The following is a 19,153-nucleotide window of genomic DNA, read 5'->3' on the forward strand; positions in this document are numbered from 1 at the left end:
ACGACATTTCAAGAGCAGTGCTCTTGTTTGTTGCGCATGCTCTCCCTCTAGGTCAGGATGAGGCCATGGAGCAGAAGGCCAAGACCGCCCGACAGCGAGCTCGCGAGGAGATCACCGAGGAGATCCTGGCCGCCGCCCGCGCCCGGCTCACCAGCCACGGACCAGGCGAGCTGTCACTGCGCGCCGTCGCCCGCGACGTCGGCATGGTCTCGTCCGCGGTCTACCGCTACTTCTCCAGCCGCGATGATCTCCTCACCGCCCTGCTGATCGAGGGCTACGACGCACTCGGCGAAGCGGTCGAACTGGCCGATCGCTCCGTCGAGGATCGGACGGACATCCATCAGCGCTGGCTTGCCGCCTGTCGCGCGATCCGTACGTGGTCGATCGAGCATCCCGGTGACTATGCACTCCTGTACGGCTCCCCCGTGCCGGGCTACGCGGCACCACAGGACACCGTCGGACCTGCCACACGCGTCGTCATCGTGCTGATCTCGATCGCGGGCGATGCGCACAGGGCCGGTGCCGCGAGCCCCCTCCCTCCGTCCGCGGCCCCCGCTGAGGCCGGGTCGACCGTCGCCGCGGCGATGGAGTTCGTCGAGGCGCACGACGATCTCAAGGGTCCGCTCGACCCGGAGATCGCGGTGCGGACCCTGATGGCCTGGACGACGATCTTCGGCACGGTCTCGTTCGAGCTGTTCGGCCATCTCGTCGGATCGGTGAGCGACTACGACGCATACTTCGACCAGGTCGCCACTCGGCTCGGCAGCGACCTGGGGATCATCTAGGCGCGGTGGGACGGCGGGACGCGTCGCGCACGGCGGCTGATCGCCGTACCGGCCATCAGGCTCAGGCCACCGGCGATGGCCAGCAGCGGTGTCAGGCGCGATGCACCGGTGTCGGGGAGCGTCTCCTCATCGCCGGGATCGACTCCCCCGCCGTTGGTGTCGTCTGCGGCATCGTCTGCCTGAGTGTCTGTTCCGAGGTCTGCATCGTCCGCGGGCTGATCGGTGTCGACATCGCTCTCGGTATCCGTCCCGAAGTCCGCCACATCGGCCGGCTGATCGGTGTCGACATCACTCTCGGTATCCGTCCCGAAGTCCGCCACATCGGCCGGCTGATCGATGTCGACATCGTCCGCGGGGTCGTCGCAGGGCGGGAGGGTGCCGTTGAAGGGGTAGGCGTGCAGCTCCTCACCGCCACCGCCCCCACCATGCACCAGGTTGCCGGCCAGCAGCACCCGGCCGTTGGTGCCCGGAGTCGTGATGGTCGTCGTGCTCGCGATCGGTCCGACCAGGATCGAGCCCGGCACCTGCGCCGTACCTCGGATCCCAGCCGTGGAAGCGTTGGGGAAGTTCCAGACCAGACGGGAGTACTCGGGAGTCACCGAGAACGTGACGAGCGCCGAGTTGAGGTAGATGGTGGGCTCGGTGCCGACCATGTTGATCACGGTTGTCGCACCGGCGGGGACGTCGACCAGGTCGATCGCGACGGTCTCACCGCTCGTACCGAGATCGGCTGGCACTGAGAACACCTGGAGCATCGACGTGCCGTCGCCGGTGAATGTCGCAGTACCGAACTGCACGTTGACCGTGCCAGTCGTCTCGTAGGTCTCCGCGCAGTCGGAGAGATCGGTGATCGTGCCGCGCAGCGATGCGTAGGGATCGGTGACCGTCGGCCCACCGTCGATCAGCTGCCCGTCGGGCACCAGGTCGAGGCGGTCACCCTGCGAGATCGTCGTGGTGCCGCCGTACGAGAGGTTGCCCCACCGTGTCTCATTGCTGTCGGTGCCACCCAGATGGACCGTGTTCAACGGGGAAGCGGTCACCGTGATGTCGCCGCCGATCACGGCATGATCCACGCCGGTCGGCGGGGTGATGCGCGACCCGGACCCCACGATGCCGATGTTGTAGGAGCCGACGCTTGACTTGTTGACGTTGAGGTCGCCCAGGACGACGAGCTTGCCCTCGGACTCGGCTGCGTTCTGCACGACGTTCATCGAACCGCCGACAAACACGTTGATCGCCGCGTCCGTACCGATGAAGTCACCGTTGCCGGGGGCCGGGTAGGGCTCGCCTGGACAGTCGCCCGGCAGGCAGTCGCCGATCGGATCAGGGAACGCCGAGGCCGACATCGACCAGGCCGCCGCGACGAGCAGGGTGAATCCGGCCACAAAGAGTCCCCGACGCATGCGCCAATCGTTGCCTACCGGCCGAGCGTGAGCAATGCCTCACCCTCGGAGTGCGGGCTAAACGTGGTCCAGCGGGTTCAATGGATGAGCACATCGAACTGAGGACCCGCATGCCCCGCATCTCCCGCAAGACCTTCGTCGCAGCACCCGCCGAGACCGTGTGGAAGCTCGCCGGCGACTTCGCCGAGTGGCACCCCAAGCTGCGCATCTACGCCGACGGCCCCGAGGCGTCGCCCGAGCTCGTGGTGACCGTCGTGTCACGCGACGACGCAGAGATGACGCTGTCCTACCACATGCCTGATCCGCCGTTCCCGATCGCCAACCACCGCGCCACGATCCTCGTCGAGGCTGACGGCGACACCACGTCGTACGTCACGTGGGAAGCCGACTTCACGGCTGACCCCGCGATCCTGCAGCAGCTCGAGGACGACCTCGGCGACGATGTGTTCAAGCAGGCGCTCGACCGCCTCGCGACCGCCGCACAAGACGCGCACGGCAAGGCTCAGCTCAGCGCCTGACCAGCTCGACGGCCACGGGCGGTGGATTGGCAACTCAATAGGCGCTCATTCGGTTGAGTCCGCACCGTTGAGGGGCGAGCGCGCCCATTAGGTTGAATATCCACCGCTCCCAGGGTGGTCAGCTGCGCCAGTCGCGGAAGCCCACGACGATCAGGCGCATCTGACGTCGTGCGCCTTCCTTGATCTTCTCCTCCAGATCAGGACGGCCGTCAGGCATCTCCACGACCTCCTCGGCGTTCGACACCATGTTGCGGACGAACAGCCGCGACACCATCTGCACGTCGTCGGACGACCAGTTCTCGATGTTGGGCAGGCGAGCCAGCACGACCGCCAGCTCGCTGACGAACAGGTCGAGCTCGTGGCGGATCGCCGTGCGTACGACGTCCGGACCGCCGACGCGTTCACGGGCGACGAAGCCGAAGTGCGCCTTGCTCTCCTTGACCGCCTCGACCAGCACGTCTGCCGCAGCATCGATGATGTTGTCGAACACCTCGGGATCGCGCTGCGCGTCACGGATCATCCGGCGCAGCGTCGAGAACGACTGCTCCACCAGGGCGAGACCGAGCTGGTCCATCGACTCGAAGTGGCGATAGAACGCCGTCGGCACGATGCCGGCCTGCCGGGCCACCTGACGCAGGCTGATCTGCGCAAATCCCTGCGTCTGGCTGAGCTCCAGCGCCGCGGCGAGGATCGCCTCCCGGGTGCGTTCCTTCTGTGCCTGGCGAGTCTCCACGGGCACAGCATCTGACATGGCCACAGCCTAATCCTGCCCCTTTCAGTGAACACCTGTGCGCTTAGTGCCTCAGGTCACGCGATTCACGCTTGCGCATGGCACTCCGACCGTGCAGTATTTGAGTGTACGCACGTTCACTCAATTTGAGGAGGGTCACGAGATGGGCATCATCCGCAAGGCTCTCGCCTCACGGCCCGTCGCATCGCTGACCTCCCCCTACACGATCGATCACTACCTCGACCAGATCCACCCCATGCTTGCAGCGGAAAACGTACGCGCCAGGGTCGTCGAGGTCATCCACGAGACCGGCGACGCCAGCACCGTGGTGCTGCGCCCCAACGGCGCCTGGAACGGCTTCGTTCCCGGACAGCACGTGCAGTTCGGTGTCGAGGTCGATGGCAAGCGACGCGTACGCGTGTTCTCGGTGTCGAGCTCGAGCGCCAGCAGGAGTCGTGCCGCCAACAACAAGACGTTCAGCGTCTCGGTCAAGGCACACCCTGACGGCTATGTGTCGCAGTTCCTGCACAACGACCTGAAGCCGGGCACCATCGTGTTCCTCTCGCAGGCCGAGGGCGAGTTCGTCCTTCCCCGTGAGACCCCCGACGACGTGCTCCTGATGAGCGGCGGCTCGGGCATCACCCCGGTGATGTCGATGATCCGTACGCTCCGCGACTCCGGTCACGCAGGCCGCGTCACGTTCCTGCACTACGCCCGTTCGCTCGACGACGAGATGTTCAGCGACGAGCTCGACGAGATCGCCGCTTCGCTCCCCCAGGCGCAGGTCGTCCGCATCTACACCCGCAAGCCTGCCAAGGACGCCGAGCTCAAGGGTCGCTTCACGATCGACCACCTCAAGCACCTCGGCATCGATCCCTCCGAGACGCTGACGTACGTCTGCGGTCCCGCCGGGCTCATCGCCAGCGTCCGCGACACCTACGAGGAGCTCGGCGCGTCCGCGCAGCTCCGCATGGAGTACTTCAAGGTGCCCAGCGTCGACCTCGACGCGCCTGACGCCACCGGCACGCTGACCTTCGACAACGCGTCGATCGAGGCCGACAACTCCGGTGCCACGATCCTCGAGCAGGCCGAGGCCGCTGGACTCAAGCCGGAGTTCGGCTGCCGTATGGGCGTCTGCAACACCTGCGTCGTCAAGAAGAACCACGGCGCCGTGCGCCACGTCATCAGCAACGAGATCAGTGCCAGCACTGACGAGACCATCAAGATCTGTGTTCACGTCCCCGTCGGCGACGTCAACGTCGCCCTTTAGGAGATCACCGTGTCAAAGACCAAGAACGCTCCCATCAAGCCGCACAGCGCGCGCAACCACAACGCCGCTCCCCTGTCGCTGATCGACCCCACGAGCGACAAGAAGGCCACGATCGGCCTCGACTACATGACTTACGAGCAGCTCGAGGAGTTCGGCGAGGAGCTCAACGCCGTACGCCAGCGCGTGCTCGACGACCTCGGTCAGAAGGACGCCGACTACATCCGTCGCGTCATCAAGGTGCAGCGCGCGTCGGAGGTTCTGGGCCGTATCGGCATCTTCATGCCGTTCTTCCCGCCCGCGTTCATCGCCGGCATCCTGTTCCTCGGCCTGGCCAAGATCCTCGACAACATGGAGATCGGCCACAACATCATGCACGGCCAGTACGACTGGATGAACGACCCCATGATCGACGCCAGCCGCTTCGAGTGGGACAACATCGCCCCGTCGCAGGACTGGAAGCACGGCCACAACTACATCCACCACACCTACACCAACATCCACGGCATGGACCGCGACATCGGCTACAACATGTTCCGGATCGACGAGGACCAGCCGTGGTACGCCAGCCACCGCTTCAACCTGCCGCTCGCGTTCATCCTGATGCTCGTCTTCGAGTGGGGAATCATGTACCACGGTGTCGAGCTCGACCAATACCTCCAGGGCAAGATCTCCAAGGAGGACTTCCAGGGTCGCCGCAAGCGCGCCATGAAGAAGATCCGCAAGCAGGTCTTCAAGGACTACATCGCCTGGCCCGTCCTGGGTATCGCCCTCGTACCGTTCACCGGCTGGTGGGCGCCCGTCGCGATCCTCGTGGCCAACCTGGTCGCCAACGTGATCCGCAACGTCTGGTCGTTCATCATCATCTTCTGCGGTCACTTCCCGGCCGAGGTGCAGACGTTCGCCGAGGAGGACGCCCAGAACGAGACCCGCGGCCAGTGGTACCTCCGCCAGCTGCTCGGCTCGGCCAACATCACCGGCAGCAAGCCGTTCCACATCATGACCGGCAACCTCAGCCATCAGATCGAGCATCACCTGTTTCCCGACATCCCGGCTCGCCGCTACCCCGAGGTGGCCAAGGACGTGCACCTGCTGGTCGAGAAGTACGGCCTGCAGTACAACACCGGCCGGCTGTCCAAGCAGATGTTCTCGGTCATCCGCCAGCTTGCCAAGCTCGGCAAGAAGCCGAGCGATCCCTACAAGATCGGCAACAGCCCCGAGTCGAAGGCCCTTCGCCGCGCCAAGCGCGAAGAAGCCGCCCGTCGCGCCGAGCAGCTGAGTGCGCCACAATTGACCTCGTAGTCGTCCACCGACCGAGAGGCCTCCCATGGCGTTGAGCAGGCGCGAGATCGCCAAGGACGTGCTGCAACAGTCCGTCGAGGCCGCCATCGCCACGGGCGGACACGTGGCGGCAATCCTGTTCGAGGGCGCCCGCAAGATCACGACCGAGCTGGGCGCGTTCGGCACGGAGATCTTCGAGATCGCCGAGTCGAGCCGCCGGGCGGGCGAGGACGCCGAGACGACCAATCCGGGCAACGGCTAGCCACGAACCACTGGCATGAGCCACTCGACGCCCCGACGCCGCATTGCCGTCATCGGATCGGGGGTGTCAGGTCTCACCGCTGCGTACGTCCTCCGCAAGGACAACGACGTCACGGTGTTCGAGGCCGATGACCACATCGGCGGGCATGCGCACACGCACACCGTCACCGACATCGACGCCACACATCGCGTCGACAGCGGTTTCATCGTGCACAACGACCGCACCTATCCGCTGCTGCGCCGGCTGTTCGCCGAGCTCGACGTCGAGGTCCACCCGACCGAGATGAGCATGAGCATCCACTGCGACGGCTGTGGCCTCGAGTACGCCGGTGGCCGCGGCGGCAAGGGTGTCTTCGCGCAACGGCGCCGCGTCGCCGATCCGCGCTACCTCGCGATGTTGGTCGGCGTCAAGAAGTTCGGCCGCCTGGCCCAGAAGCTGCTGGAGAGCGAGGAGTGCGCCAGCGACCCGCAGACGTACGGAGACTTCCTGCGCAGGCACGGGTTCTCGGAATACTTCATCTCCCACTACGCGATCCCGGTGGTGTCCTGCGTGTGGTCGTCGGGCCACGACGACGCGCTCGCCTACCCCGCGCGCTACCTGTTCACGTTCCTCAGGCACCACGGCTTCCTGTCGGTCAAGGGTTCGCCGCAGTGGTACACCGTGTCCGGCGGCTCGGGGACGTACATCGACAAGGTCACCGCAGCGGTCGGCGACGTACGCAAGGCGAACGCCATCCGCCAGATCACCCGCAAGCCCGACAGCATCGAGCTGATCGACGCTGCCGGCAACCTGCACCAGGCCGATGCCGTGGTCATTGCGACGCACGCCGACGACGCCCTGGCCCTGCTCACCGATGCGACCGACGACGAGCGCCGAGTGCTCGGGGCTTTCGAGTACTCCCGCAACGAGACCCTCCTGCATCGCGACGCCTCGCAGCTGCCAACCGCGCCGGCCGCGCGTTCTTCGTGGAACTATCGGATGGACGGCTGCGCCCAACGAAGCGACCGGACGGCGGTGACCTACTGGATGAACAAGCTTCAGGGCATCGAGAGCTCCGAGCCGTTCCTCGTCACGCTCAACGCGTCCGAGCGCATCGACTCGTCGAAGGTCGTCGCGCGGATGGACTACACGCACCCGATCTACACCCCTGAGTCCGTGGCCGCCCAAGGTGAGCTGAAGGACCTCTTCACCGACCGCACGGTGTTCGCCGGTGCCTACCACGGCTGGGGATTCCACGAGGACGGCTGCCGTTCGGGCGTGGATGCAGCTCACGCGTTGGGCACTGCATGGTGACGCCTGCACTGCCTGCGCTGCCGGCCCTCGTCGAGGGGACGGTCGGGCACACACGTCGTGGACCGATCCGCCATCGCTTCACCAACCGCGTGTATCAATGGCTCGTCGATGTCGACCAGCTGCCGCGCATGAATCGCATGCTGCGACCGTTCTCGTCGTTCAAGGCTGCCGACCACATCGGCGATCCCAACGACACGATCCGCGCCAACATCGAGCGGTTCTGCAAGGCGAACGACGTCGACATCAGCGGCCATCGCGTGCTGATGCTCGCCAATGCCCGCGTACTGGGTCACACGTTCGACCCGCTCAGCGTGTTCTGGGCGATCGCCCCCGACGGGTCACTGCGGTGCATCGTCGCCGAGGTGCACAACACGTACGGCGAGCGCCACGCCTACCTCCTGGAGACCGATGACGCCGGCAAGGCGACGGTCGACAAGGAGTTCTACGTGTCGCCGTTCTTCACCGTCGACGGTCGCTACGACCTGCAATTCGCCCTCACACCGGAGACCGTCTCGTCGACCGTGATCCTGCGCCAGGGCGGCGATGCGGTGTTCAGCGCAACGTTCCGCGGCACGCCTCGGCCCGCGACGTCTCGCCGCCTCACAAAGCTTCTCGTCAAAATGCCGCTGATGACCCATCGCACCAGCCTGCTGATCCGAATACACGGTGTATGGCTCTGGATCCGCCGACTGCCGGTCGTCACGCGTCCGGCTCACACTCCGCAGGAAGGCACGCAATGACTGACTTCGCCACAGCCCGCTGGCCCGGCATCGCGCACACCCCTCGTACTCCCGCCAAGGCACGTATCGCCAAGGCAATCCTCAAGCCCACGATCAATCGCGTCCCCGTACGGCTGACGATGGCCAACGGCACCCGCTGGGGTGCCGGCGACGACAGCTCACCGGAGATGCGGGTCGTACGCCCTCGCGCGTTCTTCGCCCGACTAGGCGCCGACACCAAGATCGGCTTCGGCGAGGCCTACATGGCCGGAGACTGGACCACGGGCGAAGGCACCGACCTTGCCGACCTGCTGACACCGTTCGCCGAGCGTATGGCCACGATCGTGCCCGTGCCGCTGCAGAAGTTCAGGGTCTTCGTCGACAAGAAGCTCCCCCGTCACCAGCGCAACTCCGTCGACGGTTCACGCAAGAACATCGAAGCGCACTACGACCTCTCCAACGAGCTGTTCATGCAGTTCCTCGACCCGTCGATGAACTATTCATCGGCCTGGTTCGAGGGCGACGAGACGCTCGAGCAGGCGCAGATACGCAAGATCGACGCGATCCTCAATGACGCCGAGGTCGGCCAGGGCACCCGGATGCTGGAGATCGGCAGCGGCTGGGGATCCCTTGCGATCCGTGCCGCTCAGCGTGGCGCCGAGGTCACCACGATCACGATCTCCAAGGAGCAGGCCGCACTCGCCAAGGAGCGCTTCGCCGAGGCCGGTGTCGACGTCGACCTCCAACTGGTCGACTACCGCGAGGTCACCGGCGAGTACGACGCCGTCGTCAGCGTCGAGATGATCGAAGCCGTCGGCGAGGAGTTCTGGCCGACGTACTTCCAGACCATCGACAGGCTGCTCGCCCCCGGCGGCCGCGTCGCGATCCAGGCGATCACGATGGAGCACCACCGCTATCTGGCGACCCGCAACTCGTACGGGTGGATCCAGAAGTACATCTTCCCCGGCGGCCTCCTCCCCTCGCTCGACGCGATCGATGACGTGCTCGCCGACCACACGACGCTTGCCGTCACCAACCAGCGCGCACTGGGCTCGCACTACGCCCGCACCTTGCGCCAGTGGCGCGACAACTTCAACGCCAGCTGGGCCACGATCAACGCCCAGGGCTTCGACGAGACCTTCCGCCGTATGTGGGAGTTCTATCTCGCGTACTGCGAGGCCGGGTTCGGCACCGGCTACATCAACGTGCACCAGATCTCGATGTCGCGCCCGTCGGAGGTCTGAGCCATGGCCAGCATCACGCGACTCCCCATGCCGATCCAGGACGCGTGGGAGTGGCAGTACGAAGGTGCGTGCCGCGAGACCGATCCCGCGACGTTCTTCTCCCCTGACGCCGAGCGCGGACCTCGTCGACGTCGACGCGAAGCCGCCGCCAAGGCGCTCTGCGCGGTGTGCCCGGTACGCCAGGCCTGCCTCGATCACGCCCTCGCCGTGCGTGAGCCGTACGGCGTGTGGGGCGGCCTCAACATCAACGAGCGAGAGATGATCCTCGCCAACCGCCAAGCCGGCTAGCTAGACCTGCTCCGGAAGCTCGTGTTCGATGAGGCGGACCAGATTTGATCTGAATTTGCCCGTTTGAGATCCGCATTCGGGCCGAAAGCGATCAAATCTCGCTCATTCGTAGAAGATGCGCTCCACGATCTTGCGGGCCTGGCGGGTGGTGCGGAGATAGTCGTCGACCATGCGCTCGCTCTGGTCCATCCCGTAGCCGAGCAGGTGGGCCACGCCGGCGCGATCCGCACCCTGCTCGACCATCGACTCGGCAGGCTTGCCGCGCATCAGCACGACGGCGTTGCGGATACGACTGACCAGACGCCATGCCGCTTCGAGCGCACCGGCATCGTGATCGCTGATCAGCTCGGCCTTGGCGGCGGCGTGCAGGCCCGCGAGCGTACGTGTGGTCCGCATCTCCGGGACCGCGTACGCATGCTGCATCTGCAGCAGCTGCACGGTCCACTCGACATCGGCCAGGCCACCGCGGCCAAGCTTGAGATGCGTGTTGGGGTTGGCGCCGCGAGGCAGGCGCTCGGAGTCGATGCGTGCCTTGATGCGCCGGACCTCGCGCACCTCGTCCGGCGTGGCGCCACCGTCGGGCCAGCGCAGCGGGTCGATCAACGCCGTGAAGCGCGCGGACAGCTCCTCGTCACCGATCACGGCACTGGCACGCAGCAGGGCCTGCGCCTCCCACACCGCTGACCACTTCTCGTAGTACGCCTCGTACGCGGCGAACGTACGCACCAGCGGACCGTTCTTGCCCTCGGGACGCAGCTCGGCATCGACCTCGAGTGGCGGATCGTCCGACGGCGCCGCGAGCATCTTGCGGAGACCCACCGCGACCGCAAGGGCCCGGTCGGCAGCCTCGTCGTCGGCGCCGGGCAACGGATCGTGCACGAACATCACGTCGGCATCCGAGCCGTAACCCGCCTCACCTCCGCCAAGTCGGCCCATCAGCACGATCGCCATGCGCGTCTGCAGCGGGCCACGCTCGGCCTCGACCGCCGAGATCGCCACCTTGAGCGCCCCCGACAGTGTGGCGGTGGAGATGTCGGTCAGCGCCTCGCCGACCTCGAGGATGTCGAGGCGACCGAGCACGTCGGCGATGCCGACGCGGGACAGCTCACGACGGCGTACCCGGCGTACGGCACGAATCGCGTCACCGGGATCGGAGTAGCGTTCGGCCGCCAGGTCCATCTCGCCGCGAAGGCGTTCGAGCGATCGCGGCTCGAGCTCGGCATCGTCACCCAGCAGCGCCACCGAGTCGGGAGCACGAAGGATCAGGTCGGTGACATAGCGGCTGGACCCGAGCACCTGGGCCAGCTGCTCGGCGCCCTCGCCTTCGTCGCGGAGCTTGCGGAGGTACCAGTGCGTCTCGCCGAGTCCCTCGGAGATCTTGCGGAACGCCAGCAGGCCGGCCTCCGGATCGGGTGTCTCGGCCAGCCACGCCAGCATCGCCGGGAGGAGCGCCTTCTGGATCGCGGCACGTCGGGACACACCCGAGGTCAGCGCCTCGATGTGCTTCAACGCACCCTTGGGGTCGACGAAGCCGAGCGCAGTCATGCGCTGCTCGGCAGCGAGCGGCGTGAGGCGCAGACCGTCAGTGGGCAACGAGGCGACGGCCTCCAGCAGCGGCTGGTAGAACAGCTTCTCGTGGAGCCGGCGTACGAGGCGGCGATGCGCCTGCCACTCCTTGGTGAGGTTGTCGGCAGGGTTCGTACGGAACCCCATGCTGCGGCCGATGCGTCGCAGGTCCTCGACGTCGTCTGGCACCTGGTGGGTCCGGCGCAGCCTGAACAGCTGGATGCGGTGCTCCAGCGTGCGGAGGAACTCGTACGCCTCCTCCATCGCGGCACCGTCTCGGCGTCCGACATAGCCGCCCTTGGTCAGCGCTCGCAGCGCTTCGAGCGTCGTGGGACTGCGCAACGACGGATCGGCACGACCGTGCACCAGCTGGAGCAGCTGTACGGCAAACTCGACGTCACGCAACCCACCGGGGCCGAGCTTGAGCTCGCGATCACGCTTGGGCGTCGGGATGTTCTCGATGACCCGGCTGCGCATGGCGCGCACGTCGGTCACGAAGTTCTCACGGGTGCTGGCGTGCCAGATCATCGGCGACAGCGCGTCGAGGTAGGACTGCCCCAGCGCCTTGTCGCCGGCAGCGAACCGGGCCTTGAGCAGCGCCTGGAACTCCCACGTCTTGGCCCAGCGTTGGTAGTAGGCGATGTGGCTGTCGAGGGAACGAACGAGCGGCCCGTCCTTGCCCTCGGGCCGGAGGTTGGCGTCGACCTCCCAGATGGTGCCCTCGGCGGTGTGCTCACGGCAGATCTTCATCGTCGCTGCTGCCAGTCGCGTCGCAGCCTCGGCCGCGACGTGGTCGTCGGCCCCCTCGCACGCCTCGTACACGAAGATCACGTCGACGTCGCTGAGATAGTTGAGCTCACGCCCGCCGGTCTTGCCCATGGCCATGATCGCGAACCGGCACAGCTCGTCGTCCGGCTCGTCGATGCGGGCGATCTGCAGCGCTGCACTGAGGGTCGCCACGGCGAGGTCGGCCAGCTCGGCTGATGACTCCTCGAACGTGGTCAGCGCCGTGAGATCGCGGGCAGCCACGTGGAGCAGCTTGCGGTAGTAGTTGACCCGCAGCTCTTCGGGTGTCGTCGCGGTCGACATCTGTGAGCGGCGCAGGTCGAGCGAGATGGGTGTGTGCGACAGCTCGTCCTGGCCGAGATCGGCGATGAACTCCGGGTGCCGGGCGACGAACTCGCCCAATGCCTCGCTGGTGCCGAGCACGACCAGGAGTCGTTGCCGGAGCTCGCGGTCACTGTCGAGCAGCGTCAGCAGCTTGGACGCGCCCATCCGCTCCGCGATCGTGCTGAGCGAGGCGAGTGCCGTATCAGGCCCGGCGACGCCGGCGATCTGATCGATCAGCGCATCAGGTACGTCGCCGAGCCGCTCGAGGTTGGCGACGGCGAGCTCCCCATTGCGGAACCCCTTGCGCGCCAGCGCCTGGGCATCTTCCGCGACTCTGACCACCTCAGCAGGCTACCCGGAGAACTTTTCCACGAAAGTTCGAGATCTGTGTCGATCTCGCCTTCTCCCGTTCGAAGCGTCAATGAGAGGGTCGAGATGCGGCCCCGCAAGCAGAGGAGAACACCATGCGGTACATGCTCATCATGCGCACCCCGGTCGAGTACGACATGCCTGAAGACTTCGACTTCACCGAGGTCATCAACGCCATGGGCGCCTACAACGACTCGCTCATCAAGGCGGGCGTCCTGCTGGGCGGCGACGGGCTCGCTCCGGCCGAGGAGGGATTCGTCGTCGACTTCGACTCCACCCCTCCTGTTGTCACCGACGGACCGTACGCCGAGGCGAAGGAGCTTTTCACGGGCTTCTGGACCATCCAGACCTCCACGAAGGAGGAGGCCGCCGAATGGGCCAAGCGCTGCCCTCTGGGTCCCGGAACCCGCCTGGAGGTGCGCCTGCTGACGGAGGTCGAGGACTTCGACCAGTCCAACGAATACGTCCAGAAGGAGTACGAGCGTCGCGAGCAGCTCGGCACCCACAAGCCGGTGAAGGGCTGATCGATCGACCAGCCAGACGCACCGACCGACGCGGCGGAAGCTGAGGATGACTCCTCGGCCTCCGCTCGTCGTCGTGTCGAGGCGGTGTGGCGTATCGAGTCGGCCCGCATCGTCGCCACGCTCACCCGCGTGGTCGGCGACTTCGGCCTCGCCGAGGACCTCGCGCAGGAGGCCCTGCTCGAAGCGCTTGCGAAATGGCCGAGCGAAGGAGTCCCACCCAACCCCGGAGCCTGGCTGACGACCGTCGCCAAGCGCAGGGCGATCGACGGCTGGCGTCGCAACGAACGACTCGACGATCGCTACGCGGCACTTGCGCACGACCTCGCCGAACGACAACGACTCGAGACTGCGACCGACGAGATTCCGTGGGATCCCGACTCCATCGATGACGACGTCCTTCGGCTGGTGTTCACCGCCTGCCACCCGATTCTCCCGCGCGAGTCACAGATCGCGCTGACGCTGCGTGTCGTCGGCGGTCTGACGACGGAGGAGATTGCCCGCGCGTTCATGGTCCCGGTCAGCACGGTGCAGCAGCGGGTCGTACGGGCCAAGAAGACGATCGCCGCCGCCGACCTACCGTTCGAGGTGCCTGCGCCGGAGGAGTTCGACGCCCGTCTGGGATCGGTGCTGAGCGTTGCCTACCTGATCTTCAACGAGGGGTACGCCGCAACGTCGGGCGAGAGCTGGATGCGTACCGACCTCGCCCACGAGGCGATTCGACTCACCCGCATCCTGAGCGCGCTCGTCCCCGACGAGCCCGAGGTGCACGGGCTGCTGGCGCTGATGGAGCTGCAGGCGTCCCGATTCGCCGCTCGCGTCGACGCCGACGGTGAGCCCATCCTGCTCGCCGACCAGGACCGCAGCCGCTGGGACCAAGGGGCGATCCGGCGAGGTCGTACGGCGTTGGCGCGCGCCGATGAGTCCGACCGCGGGCGCGGCGCGTACGCGCTCCAGGCGGGCATCGCCGAGTGCCACTCCATCGCCGCCTCGACCGACGACACGGACTGGGACAAGATCGTCGCCCTGTACGAAGCGCTCGGCCAACTCGCGCCGTCGCCGTTCGTCGACCTCAACCTTGCGGTTGCCGTGTCGATGGCGCAGGGATGGGACGCCGGCCTGGCACTCGTCGACGCGCTCGCGGCGAAAGGCACCCTGAAGGGCTATGGGCTGCTGCCGGGCGTACGTGGTGAGCTGCTCGCCAGGCTTGGACGCAACGATGAAGCACGAGCGGAATACCTCGCGGCGGCGGAGCTGACCCAGAACGAGCGCGAACGGTCCGTGCTGATCGAGAAGGCTCGCGAGCTCTGATCGATCAGAGCATCGGCATCATGCGGTCGATCTCGAACTGCGTCACCTGGGAGCGATAGTCCTGCCACTCCGCCCGCTTGTTGCGCAGGAAGAAGTCGAAGACGTGCTCGCCGAGTGTCTCGGCGACCAGCTCGCTGGTCTCCATGGTGCGGATCGCCTCGTCGAGGTTGCGCGGCAGCGGGGCGATGCCCATGGCCTTGCGCTCGTTCTCGCTCAACGCCCAGACGTCGTCCTCGGCTTCGGCCGGGAGCTCGTACTTCTCCTCGATGCCCTTGAGCCCGGCAGCCAGCACCAGCGCGAAGGCGAGGTAGGGGTTGCACGCCGAGTCGATCGCACGGTGCTCGATGCGCGCCGAGTTGCCCTTGTGCGGCTTGTACATCGGGATGCGGATCAGCGCCGAGCGGTTGTTGTGGCCCCAGCACACGTAGTTGGGCGCTTCTCCCCCGCCGGCGAGGCGCTTGTAGGAGTTGACCCACTGGTTGGTCACCGCGGTGATCTCGGGGGTGTGGTGCAGGACACCGGCGACGAACGCACGACCGGTCTTGGAGAGCTGGTACTCCGCGCCCGCCTCGAAGAACGCGTTCTCGTCGCCCTCGAACAGCGAGACGTGAGTATGCATGCCGGATCCCGGATGATCCGTGAACGGCTTGGGCATGAACGACGCCCACTTGTCCTGCGTCAGCGCCACCTCACGGACGACCGTGCGGAACGTCATGATGTTGTCGGCCGTCGAGAGCGCGTCGGCATAGCGCAGGTCGATCTCCTGCTGGCCGGGCCCGCCCTCGTGGTGGCTGAACTCGACCGAGATGCCCATGTTCTCGAGCATCGTGATGACCTCGCGGCGGAAGTCCTGGCCGCCACCCTGCGCGGTGTGGTCGAAGTAGCCGCTGTCGTCGACCGGCACGGGCCGGTCGCCGACGTCCGGCTTGCCCTTGAACAGAAAGAACTCGATCTCGGGGTGCGTGTAGAACGTGAAGCCCGCCTCGGCGGCCTTCTGCAGCGTGCGCTTGAGGACGTGCCGTGGATCGGCGTACGACGGCGTGCCGTCGGGCATGAGGATGTCGCAGAACATGCGACCCGTCGCGGGTGTCTCGCCGCGCCACGGGAGGATCTGGAACGTCGACGGGTCAGGGCGGGCCAGCATGTCGGCCTCGTGGACGCGGGCGAAGCCCTCGATCGCGGAGCCGTCGAAGCCGATTCCCTCGGCGAATGCACCCTCCAGCTCTGCCGGGGCGATCGCCACGGACTTCAGCGAACCGAGCACGTCGGTGAACCACAGCCGGACGAACTTGACGTCCCGCTCATCGAGTGCGCGCAGCACGAAGTCTTCCTGTTTTCCCATACGGCCAGTGTGACGACCACGTGTTACGAGCATGTTTCGCGACTGAGGAGCTCTGCGACGAACGGCGCGAAAAGCTCGCGAAGCTGGAGGTCCCCCCACGCGGGCGAGACGCGAGTCGTCCTACTGACCGGAGCGCGTAGGGGGCGAGCGTCCCGCGGCGGAGCCGCCCTACTGCGAAGCTTTGGTGAGCGGACATCCCAGCGCTGGAAGCTCACATCACTCCGCCTCGCTTCGTTCACATTCGGCCGCGGACGGCCTCACTGGCGGACGAACACCGCTCGCCAGGGAGCGAAGCGACCGTGAGGCCGAAGGCCGAGCCGCCGTGAGACGAACGGCTCGAGCGAGCCATTCGTCGTACGCCCCTTCGCTTCGCTCCCGCCCTCGTCCTCGGGCTAGGGGCCGGAGGGCCGATAGGCTCCTTCTGTGCCCCAGATGCGCCTTGCTCTTGCCCAGGTCAACGCCACCGTCGGCGATCTCGCCGGCAATGCCGATCTCGTCGTCGACAGCTGCAAGGCAGCCGTCGACCAAGGGGCTCACCTCGTGGTGTTTCCCGAGATGATGCTGACTGGCTACCCACTCGAGGACCTCGCGATGCGGTTGTCGTTGATCGAGGCGTCGAAGGCCGCCATCGAGGCGCTCGCCGTACGGCTCAAGGACGAGGGCTGCGGCGACCTGGTCGCGATGGTCGGCTACCTCGACCAGGAACCCGACGTCATCGACGCGCCCGGCATACCCAAGAACGCCCCGCTCAACAACGTCGCCGTGATCCACGACGGCGCGATCGTCGCCCGCCAGGCCAAGCATCACCTCTGGAACTACGGCGTCGGCGACGAGATCCGCAACTTCGTCGCCGGCGACACGATCAACATCGTGCAGATCGGTGGCATCGACGTCGCCCTCGCCATCTGCGAAGACCTCTGGCGCGACGGCCCGTCCGCGGCCGCCAAGGCTGCCGACGCGGCGCTGCTCGTCGTGCCGAACGGTTCTCCTTACGAAGCCGACAAGGACGACATCCGCCTCGAGCTCTGCGCTCGCCGGGCCGCCGAGGGCGAGTGTGTCCTGGCGTACGTCAACCTCGTCGGCGGCCAGGACGAGCTGGTCTTCGACGGCGACTCGATCGTGGTCGACGCGAGCGGCACCGTGCTGGGCCGGTCGGGACAGTTCGATCCCGAGCTGCTGGTGGTGGACCTCGACCTCCCCGCCGCAACCCCGACGATGCCGAGCGAGGACGAGAGGTTCGGCGGCCTCGCCATCAAGCGCACCATCATCACGTCGGAGCCGTTCCCCACGTACGAGCCGCTGCCTGTCGTGCAGGCCGAACGGATGAGCCGCAACGAGGAGATCTACACCGCGCTCGTCACCGGGCTCCGCGACTACGTGCACAAGAACGGCTTCCAGTCGGTCCTGTTCGGCATGTCCGGCGGCATCGACTCCACGCTCGTCGCCGCGATCGCGGTCGACGCGCTCGGCCCCGACAACGTCAACGGCATCTCCAACCCCAGCGCGTGGTCGTCGGAGCACTCGAAGTCGGATGCGGCCGACATGGCCGAACGTACGGGGCTCTCGCTCGACACGATCCCGATCGCGCCGATCTTCGACAGCTACCAGGAAGCGCTGCACCTCGACGGCCTCGCGGAGGAGAACCTCCAGGCCCGCATCCGCGCCGTCATCTGGATGGGACTCTCCAACCAGCACGGCCACCTCGTGCTGGCGTGCGGCAACAAGTCGGAGCTGGCGACCGGCTACTCGACGATCTACGGAGATGCCGTCGGTGCCTATGCACCCATCAAGGACGTGCCCAAGACCCTCGTGTGGGAGCTCGCGCGCTGGCGCAACGAGATCGCCGAGGAGCGCGGTGAGACGCCGCCGATCCCGCCCAGCACGATCAGCAAGCCGCCCTCGGCCGAGCTCCGCCCCGGCCAGCTCGACTCCGACTCGCTGCCGCCGTACGACCTGCTCGACGCGGTGCTGGACGCGTACGTGGAGCGCGACCTCGGATCCGCAGCCGTGATCGCCGAGGGCCACGATCCCGAGCTGGTGCACCGCGTCGTGACGCTGGTCGACAGGGCCGAGTACAAGCGTCGCCAGTACCCTCCGGGACCCAAGGTCTCCCGCCGCAACTTCGGCCGCGATCGCCGCGTACCGATCACACATCGCTGGCGCGAGGAGTAACCAGCATCACGTACGCGTACCGTGCTCCGTCTGGCAGTCTGGAGGGGTCCGTGGACTCCGCGAGGAGCTGCGAGAAGGAGAGATCATGACCACCCCTGAAGAGACTGCGCCCTACGGCACCGGACCTGCAGCTGCAGCGCCGTCAGCCCGCAAGCGCATCCGCACCCACCACCTGCACCAGATGAAGGAGCAGGGCGAGAAGTGGACCATGCTGACGGCGTACGACCAATACACCGCGGCGATCTTCGACGATGCCGGGGTCGAGGTGCTGCTCGTCGGCGACTCGGCGTCCAACAACGTCTATGGCAACGAGACCTCGCTGCCGGTCACGGTCGACGAGCTGATCCCGCTCGTACGTGCCGTGTCCCGTGCCGCCAAGCACTCCCTGGTGCTGGCCGACCTCCCGTTCGGCTCCTACCAGGGCTCTCCGGAGCAGGCGTTCCACACCGCCGTGCGGTTCATGAAGGAAGCGGGCGCCCACGCCGTGAAGCTCGAGGGCGGCCTCGCGATGGTGCCGCAGGTCAAGCTGCTCACCGATGCGGGCATCCCGGTGTGCGCGCACATCGGCTTCACCCCGCAGGCCGAGCACAACCTCGGCGGCTACCGCGTGCAGGGTCGTGGCGACGGAGCCGCCCGCATGGTCGAGGAGGCCAAGGCGCTCGAGGCGGCCGGTGCTTTTGCGATCGTCATGGAGATGGTGCCGTCACCCGTCGCCGCCGAGGTGACCAAGGCGCTGCGCATCCCCACCGTCGGCATCGGCGCCGGGATCGACTGCGACGCCCAGGTGCTCGTGTGGCAGGACATGCTCGGCCTCAACTCCGGCAAGACAGCCCGCTTCGTCAAGAAGTACGCCGACCTGCACGGCGTGATGCTCGACGCCACCAAGCAGTACGTCGCCGACGTCAAGGACGGCGCGTTCCCGGCGGCCGAGCACTCCTTCGAGAGCTGACGCTGCTGAGCGGTGACCCGCGC

General features: G+C 66.7%; 17 protein-coding genes. 13 read left to right on the top strand and 4 right to left on the bottom strand.

The window, feature by feature from the left end; all coding sequences use genetic code 11:
* Positions 1–65 precede the first annotated feature (65 nt).
* Positions 66–785: a TetR/AcrR family transcriptional regulator gene (locus ABD683_RS18265; RefSeq protein ID WP_344771500.1), complete on the top strand. Its 720-nt coding sequence runs from the start codon at positions 66–68 to the stop codon at positions 783–785.
* Here ABD683_RS18265 and ABD683_RS18270 read toward each other — a convergent pair.
* Entirely contained in the window at positions 782–2,188 is a 1,407-nt protein-coding gene (locus tag ABD683_RS18270; protein ID WP_344771501.1) for a choice-of-anchor A family protein, read from the bottom strand. The two genes, ABD683_RS18265 and ABD683_RS18270, sit on opposite strands and share 4 nt — an antisense overlap.
* A 110-nt stretch (positions 2,189–2,298) precedes the next feature.
* Between ABD683_RS18270 and ABD683_RS18275 the strand changes: the two genes are divergently transcribed.
* The gene (locus tag ABD683_RS18275) at positions 2,299–2,706 is read left to right on the top strand and encodes an SRPBCC family protein (protein WP_344771502.1); all 408 of its coding nucleotides are present in this window, start codon (positions 2,299–2,301) and stop codon (positions 2,704–2,706) included.
* Between the two features lie 118 nt (positions 2,707–2,824).
* On the opposite strand, the gene ABD683_RS18280 is transcribed toward ABD683_RS18275, so the two are convergent.
* On the bottom strand, positions 2,825–3,457 hold the full coding sequence (locus ABD683_RS18280; protein ID WP_344771503.1) for a TetR family transcriptional regulator: 633 nt from the start codon (positions 3,455–3,457) through the stop codon (positions 2,825–2,827).
* A gap of 142 nt (positions 3,458–3,599) precedes the next feature.
* On the opposite strand from ABD683_RS18280, the gene ABD683_RS18285 reads away from it, so the two are divergent.
* From ABD683_RS18285 to ABD683_RS18315, 7 genes are read left to right on the top strand one after another with little or no spacing between them, the layout of a single operon-like run.
* On the top strand, positions 3,600–4,706 hold the full coding sequence (locus ABD683_RS18285; protein ID WP_344771505.1) for a ferredoxin reductase: 1,107 nt from the start codon (positions 3,600–3,602) through the stop codon (positions 4,704–4,706).
* Positions 4,707–4,715: 9 nt separating this feature from the next.
* A complete protein-coding gene (locus tag ABD683_RS18290; protein ID WP_344771506.1) occupies positions 4,716–6,005 on the top strand; it encodes a fatty acid desaturase family protein in 1,290 nt (429 codons plus the stop codon).
* Positions 6,006–6,030: 25 nt separating this feature from the next.
* Positions 6,031–6,246 carry a hypothetical protein gene (locus ABD683_RS18295; RefSeq protein WP_344771507.1) on the top strand — a complete coding sequence of 72 codons (216 nt, stop codon included), beginning with the start codon at positions 6,031–6,033 and terminating at the stop codon, positions 6,244–6,246.
* Between the two features lie 15 nt (positions 6,247–6,261).
* Positions 6,262–7,539, top strand: coding sequence for an NAD(P)/FAD-dependent oxidoreductase (locus tag ABD683_RS18300; RefSeq protein WP_344771508.1), 1,278 nt, complete (start codon positions 6,262–6,264; stop codon positions 7,537–7,539).
* On the top strand, positions 7,533–8,279 hold the full coding sequence (locus tag ABD683_RS18305; protein WP_344771509.1) for a DUF1365 domain-containing protein: 747 nt from the start codon (positions 7,533–7,535) through the stop codon (positions 8,277–8,279). Before ABD683_RS18300 ends, ABD683_RS18305 begins: the two co-directional genes overlap by 7 nt.
* On the top strand, positions 8,276–9,502 hold the full coding sequence (locus tag ABD683_RS18310; RefSeq protein WP_344771510.1) for a class I SAM-dependent methyltransferase: 1,227 nt from the start codon (positions 8,276–8,278) through the stop codon (positions 9,500–9,502). The genes ABD683_RS18305 and ABD683_RS18310 overlap by 4 nt, the downstream gene beginning before the upstream one ends.
* A gap of 3 nt (positions 9,503–9,505) precedes the next feature.
* Entirely contained in the window at positions 9,506–9,790 is a 285-nt protein-coding gene (locus ABD683_RS18315; RefSeq protein WP_344771511.1) for a WhiB family transcriptional regulator, read from the top strand.
* 102 nt (positions 9,791–9,892) lie between these two features.
* Here the strand turns inward: ABD683_RS18315 and ABD683_RS18320 are convergent, their stop codons facing one another.
* Positions 9,893–12,808: a bifunctional [glutamine synthetase] adenylyltransferase/[glutamine synthetase]-adenylyl-L-tyrosine phosphorylase gene (locus ABD683_RS18320; RefSeq protein ID WP_344771512.1), complete on the bottom strand. Its 2,916-nt coding sequence runs from the start codon at positions 12,806–12,808 to the stop codon at positions 9,893–9,895.
* Positions 12,809–12,930: 122 nt separating this feature from the next.
* On the opposite strand from ABD683_RS18320, the gene ABD683_RS18325 reads away from it, so the two are divergent.
* Together ABD683_RS18325 and ABD683_RS18330 are read left to right on the top strand one after the other, a co-directional pair.
* Positions 12,931–13,359, top strand: coding sequence for a YciI family protein (locus ABD683_RS18325; protein ID WP_344771513.1), 429 nt, complete (start codon positions 12,931–12,933; stop codon positions 13,357–13,359).
* 84 nt (positions 13,360–13,443) lie between these two features.
* A complete protein-coding gene (locus tag ABD683_RS18330) occupies positions 13,444–14,667 on the top strand; it encodes an RNA polymerase sigma factor (RefSeq protein WP_344771514.1) in 1,224 nt (407 codons plus the stop codon).
* Positions 14,668–14,671: 4 nt separating this feature from the next.
* On the opposite strand, the gene ABD683_RS18335 is transcribed toward ABD683_RS18330, so the two are convergent.
* The gene (locus tag ABD683_RS18335) at positions 14,672–16,009 is read right to left on the bottom strand and encodes a glutamine synthetase family protein (protein WP_344771515.1); all 1,338 of its coding nucleotides are present in this window, start codon (positions 16,007–16,009) and stop codon (positions 14,672–14,674) included.
* A 432-nt stretch (positions 16,010–16,441) separates the two neighbouring features.
* On the opposite strand from ABD683_RS18335, the gene ABD683_RS18340 reads away from it, so the two are divergent.
* Complete coding sequence (locus ABD683_RS18340; protein WP_344771634.1) at positions 16,442–18,181, top strand: NAD+ synthase; 1,740 nt, start codon at positions 16,442–16,444, stop codon at positions 18,179–18,181.
* A gap of 85 nt (positions 18,182–18,266) precedes the next feature.
* A complete protein-coding gene (panB, locus tag ABD683_RS18345) occupies positions 18,267–19,130 on the top strand; it encodes a 3-methyl-2-oxobutanoate hydroxymethyltransferase (RefSeq protein ID WP_344771516.1) in 864 nt (287 codons plus the stop codon).
* Positions 19,131–19,153: the final 23 nt, after the last annotated feature.

It is taken from the genome of Aeromicrobium panaciterrae (genome assembly GCF_039537165.1).
Taxonomy (GTDB): Bacteria; Actinomycetota; Actinomycetes; order Propionibacteriales; family Nocardioidaceae; genus Aeromicrobium; species Aeromicrobium panaciterrae.

Coding starts and splice junctions, on each gene's coding strand:
- ABD683_RS18265 (WP_344771500.1), top strand. CDS start 66: ATGGAGCAGAAGGCCAAGACCGCCCGACAGCGAGCTCGCGAGGAGATC.
- ABD683_RS18300 (WP_344771508.1), top strand. CDS start 6,262: ATGAGCCACTCGACGCCCCGACGCCGCATTGCCGTCATCGGATCGGGG.
- panB (WP_344771516.1), top strand. CDS start 18,267: ATGACCACCCCTGAAGAGACTGCGCCCTACGGCACCGGACCTGCAGCT.
- ABD683_RS18315 (WP_344771511.1), top strand. CDS start 9,506: ATGGCCAGCATCACGCGACTCCCCATGCCGATCCAGGACGCGTGGGAG.
- ABD683_RS18295 (WP_344771507.1), top strand. CDS start 6,031: ATGGCGTTGAGCAGGCGCGAGATCGCCAAGGACGTGCTGCAACAGTCC.
- ABD683_RS18340 (WP_344771634.1), top strand. CDS start 16,442: ATGCGCCTTGCTCTTGCCCAGGTCAACGCCACCGTCGGCGATCTCGCC.
- ABD683_RS18325 (WP_344771513.1), top strand. CDS start 12,931: ATGCGGTACATGCTCATCATGCGCACCCCGGTCGAGTACGACATGCCT.
- ABD683_RS18335 (WP_344771515.1), bottom strand. CDS start 16,009: ATGGGAAAACAGGAAGACTTCGTGCTGCGCGCACTCGATGAGCGGGAC.
- ABD683_RS18275 (WP_344771502.1), top strand. CDS start 2,299: ATGCCCCGCATCTCCCGCAAGACCTTCGTCGCAGCACCCGCCGAGACC.
- ABD683_RS18280 (WP_344771503.1), bottom strand. CDS start 3,457: ATGTCAGATGCTGTGCCCGTGGAGACTCGCCAGGCACAGAAGGAACGC.
- ABD683_RS18310 (WP_344771510.1), top strand. CDS start 8,276: ATGACTGACTTCGCCACAGCCCGCTGGCCCGGCATCGCGCACACCCCT.
- ABD683_RS18285 (WP_344771505.1), top strand. CDS start 3,600: ATGGGCATCATCCGCAAGGCTCTCGCCTCACGGCCCGTCGCATCGCTG.
- ABD683_RS18305 (WP_344771509.1), top strand. CDS start 7,533: ATGGTGACGCCTGCACTGCCTGCGCTGCCGGCCCTCGTCGAGGGGACG.
- ABD683_RS18270 (WP_344771501.1), bottom strand. CDS start 2,188: ATGCGTCGGGGACTCTTTGTGGCCGGATTCACCCTGCTCGTCGCGGCG.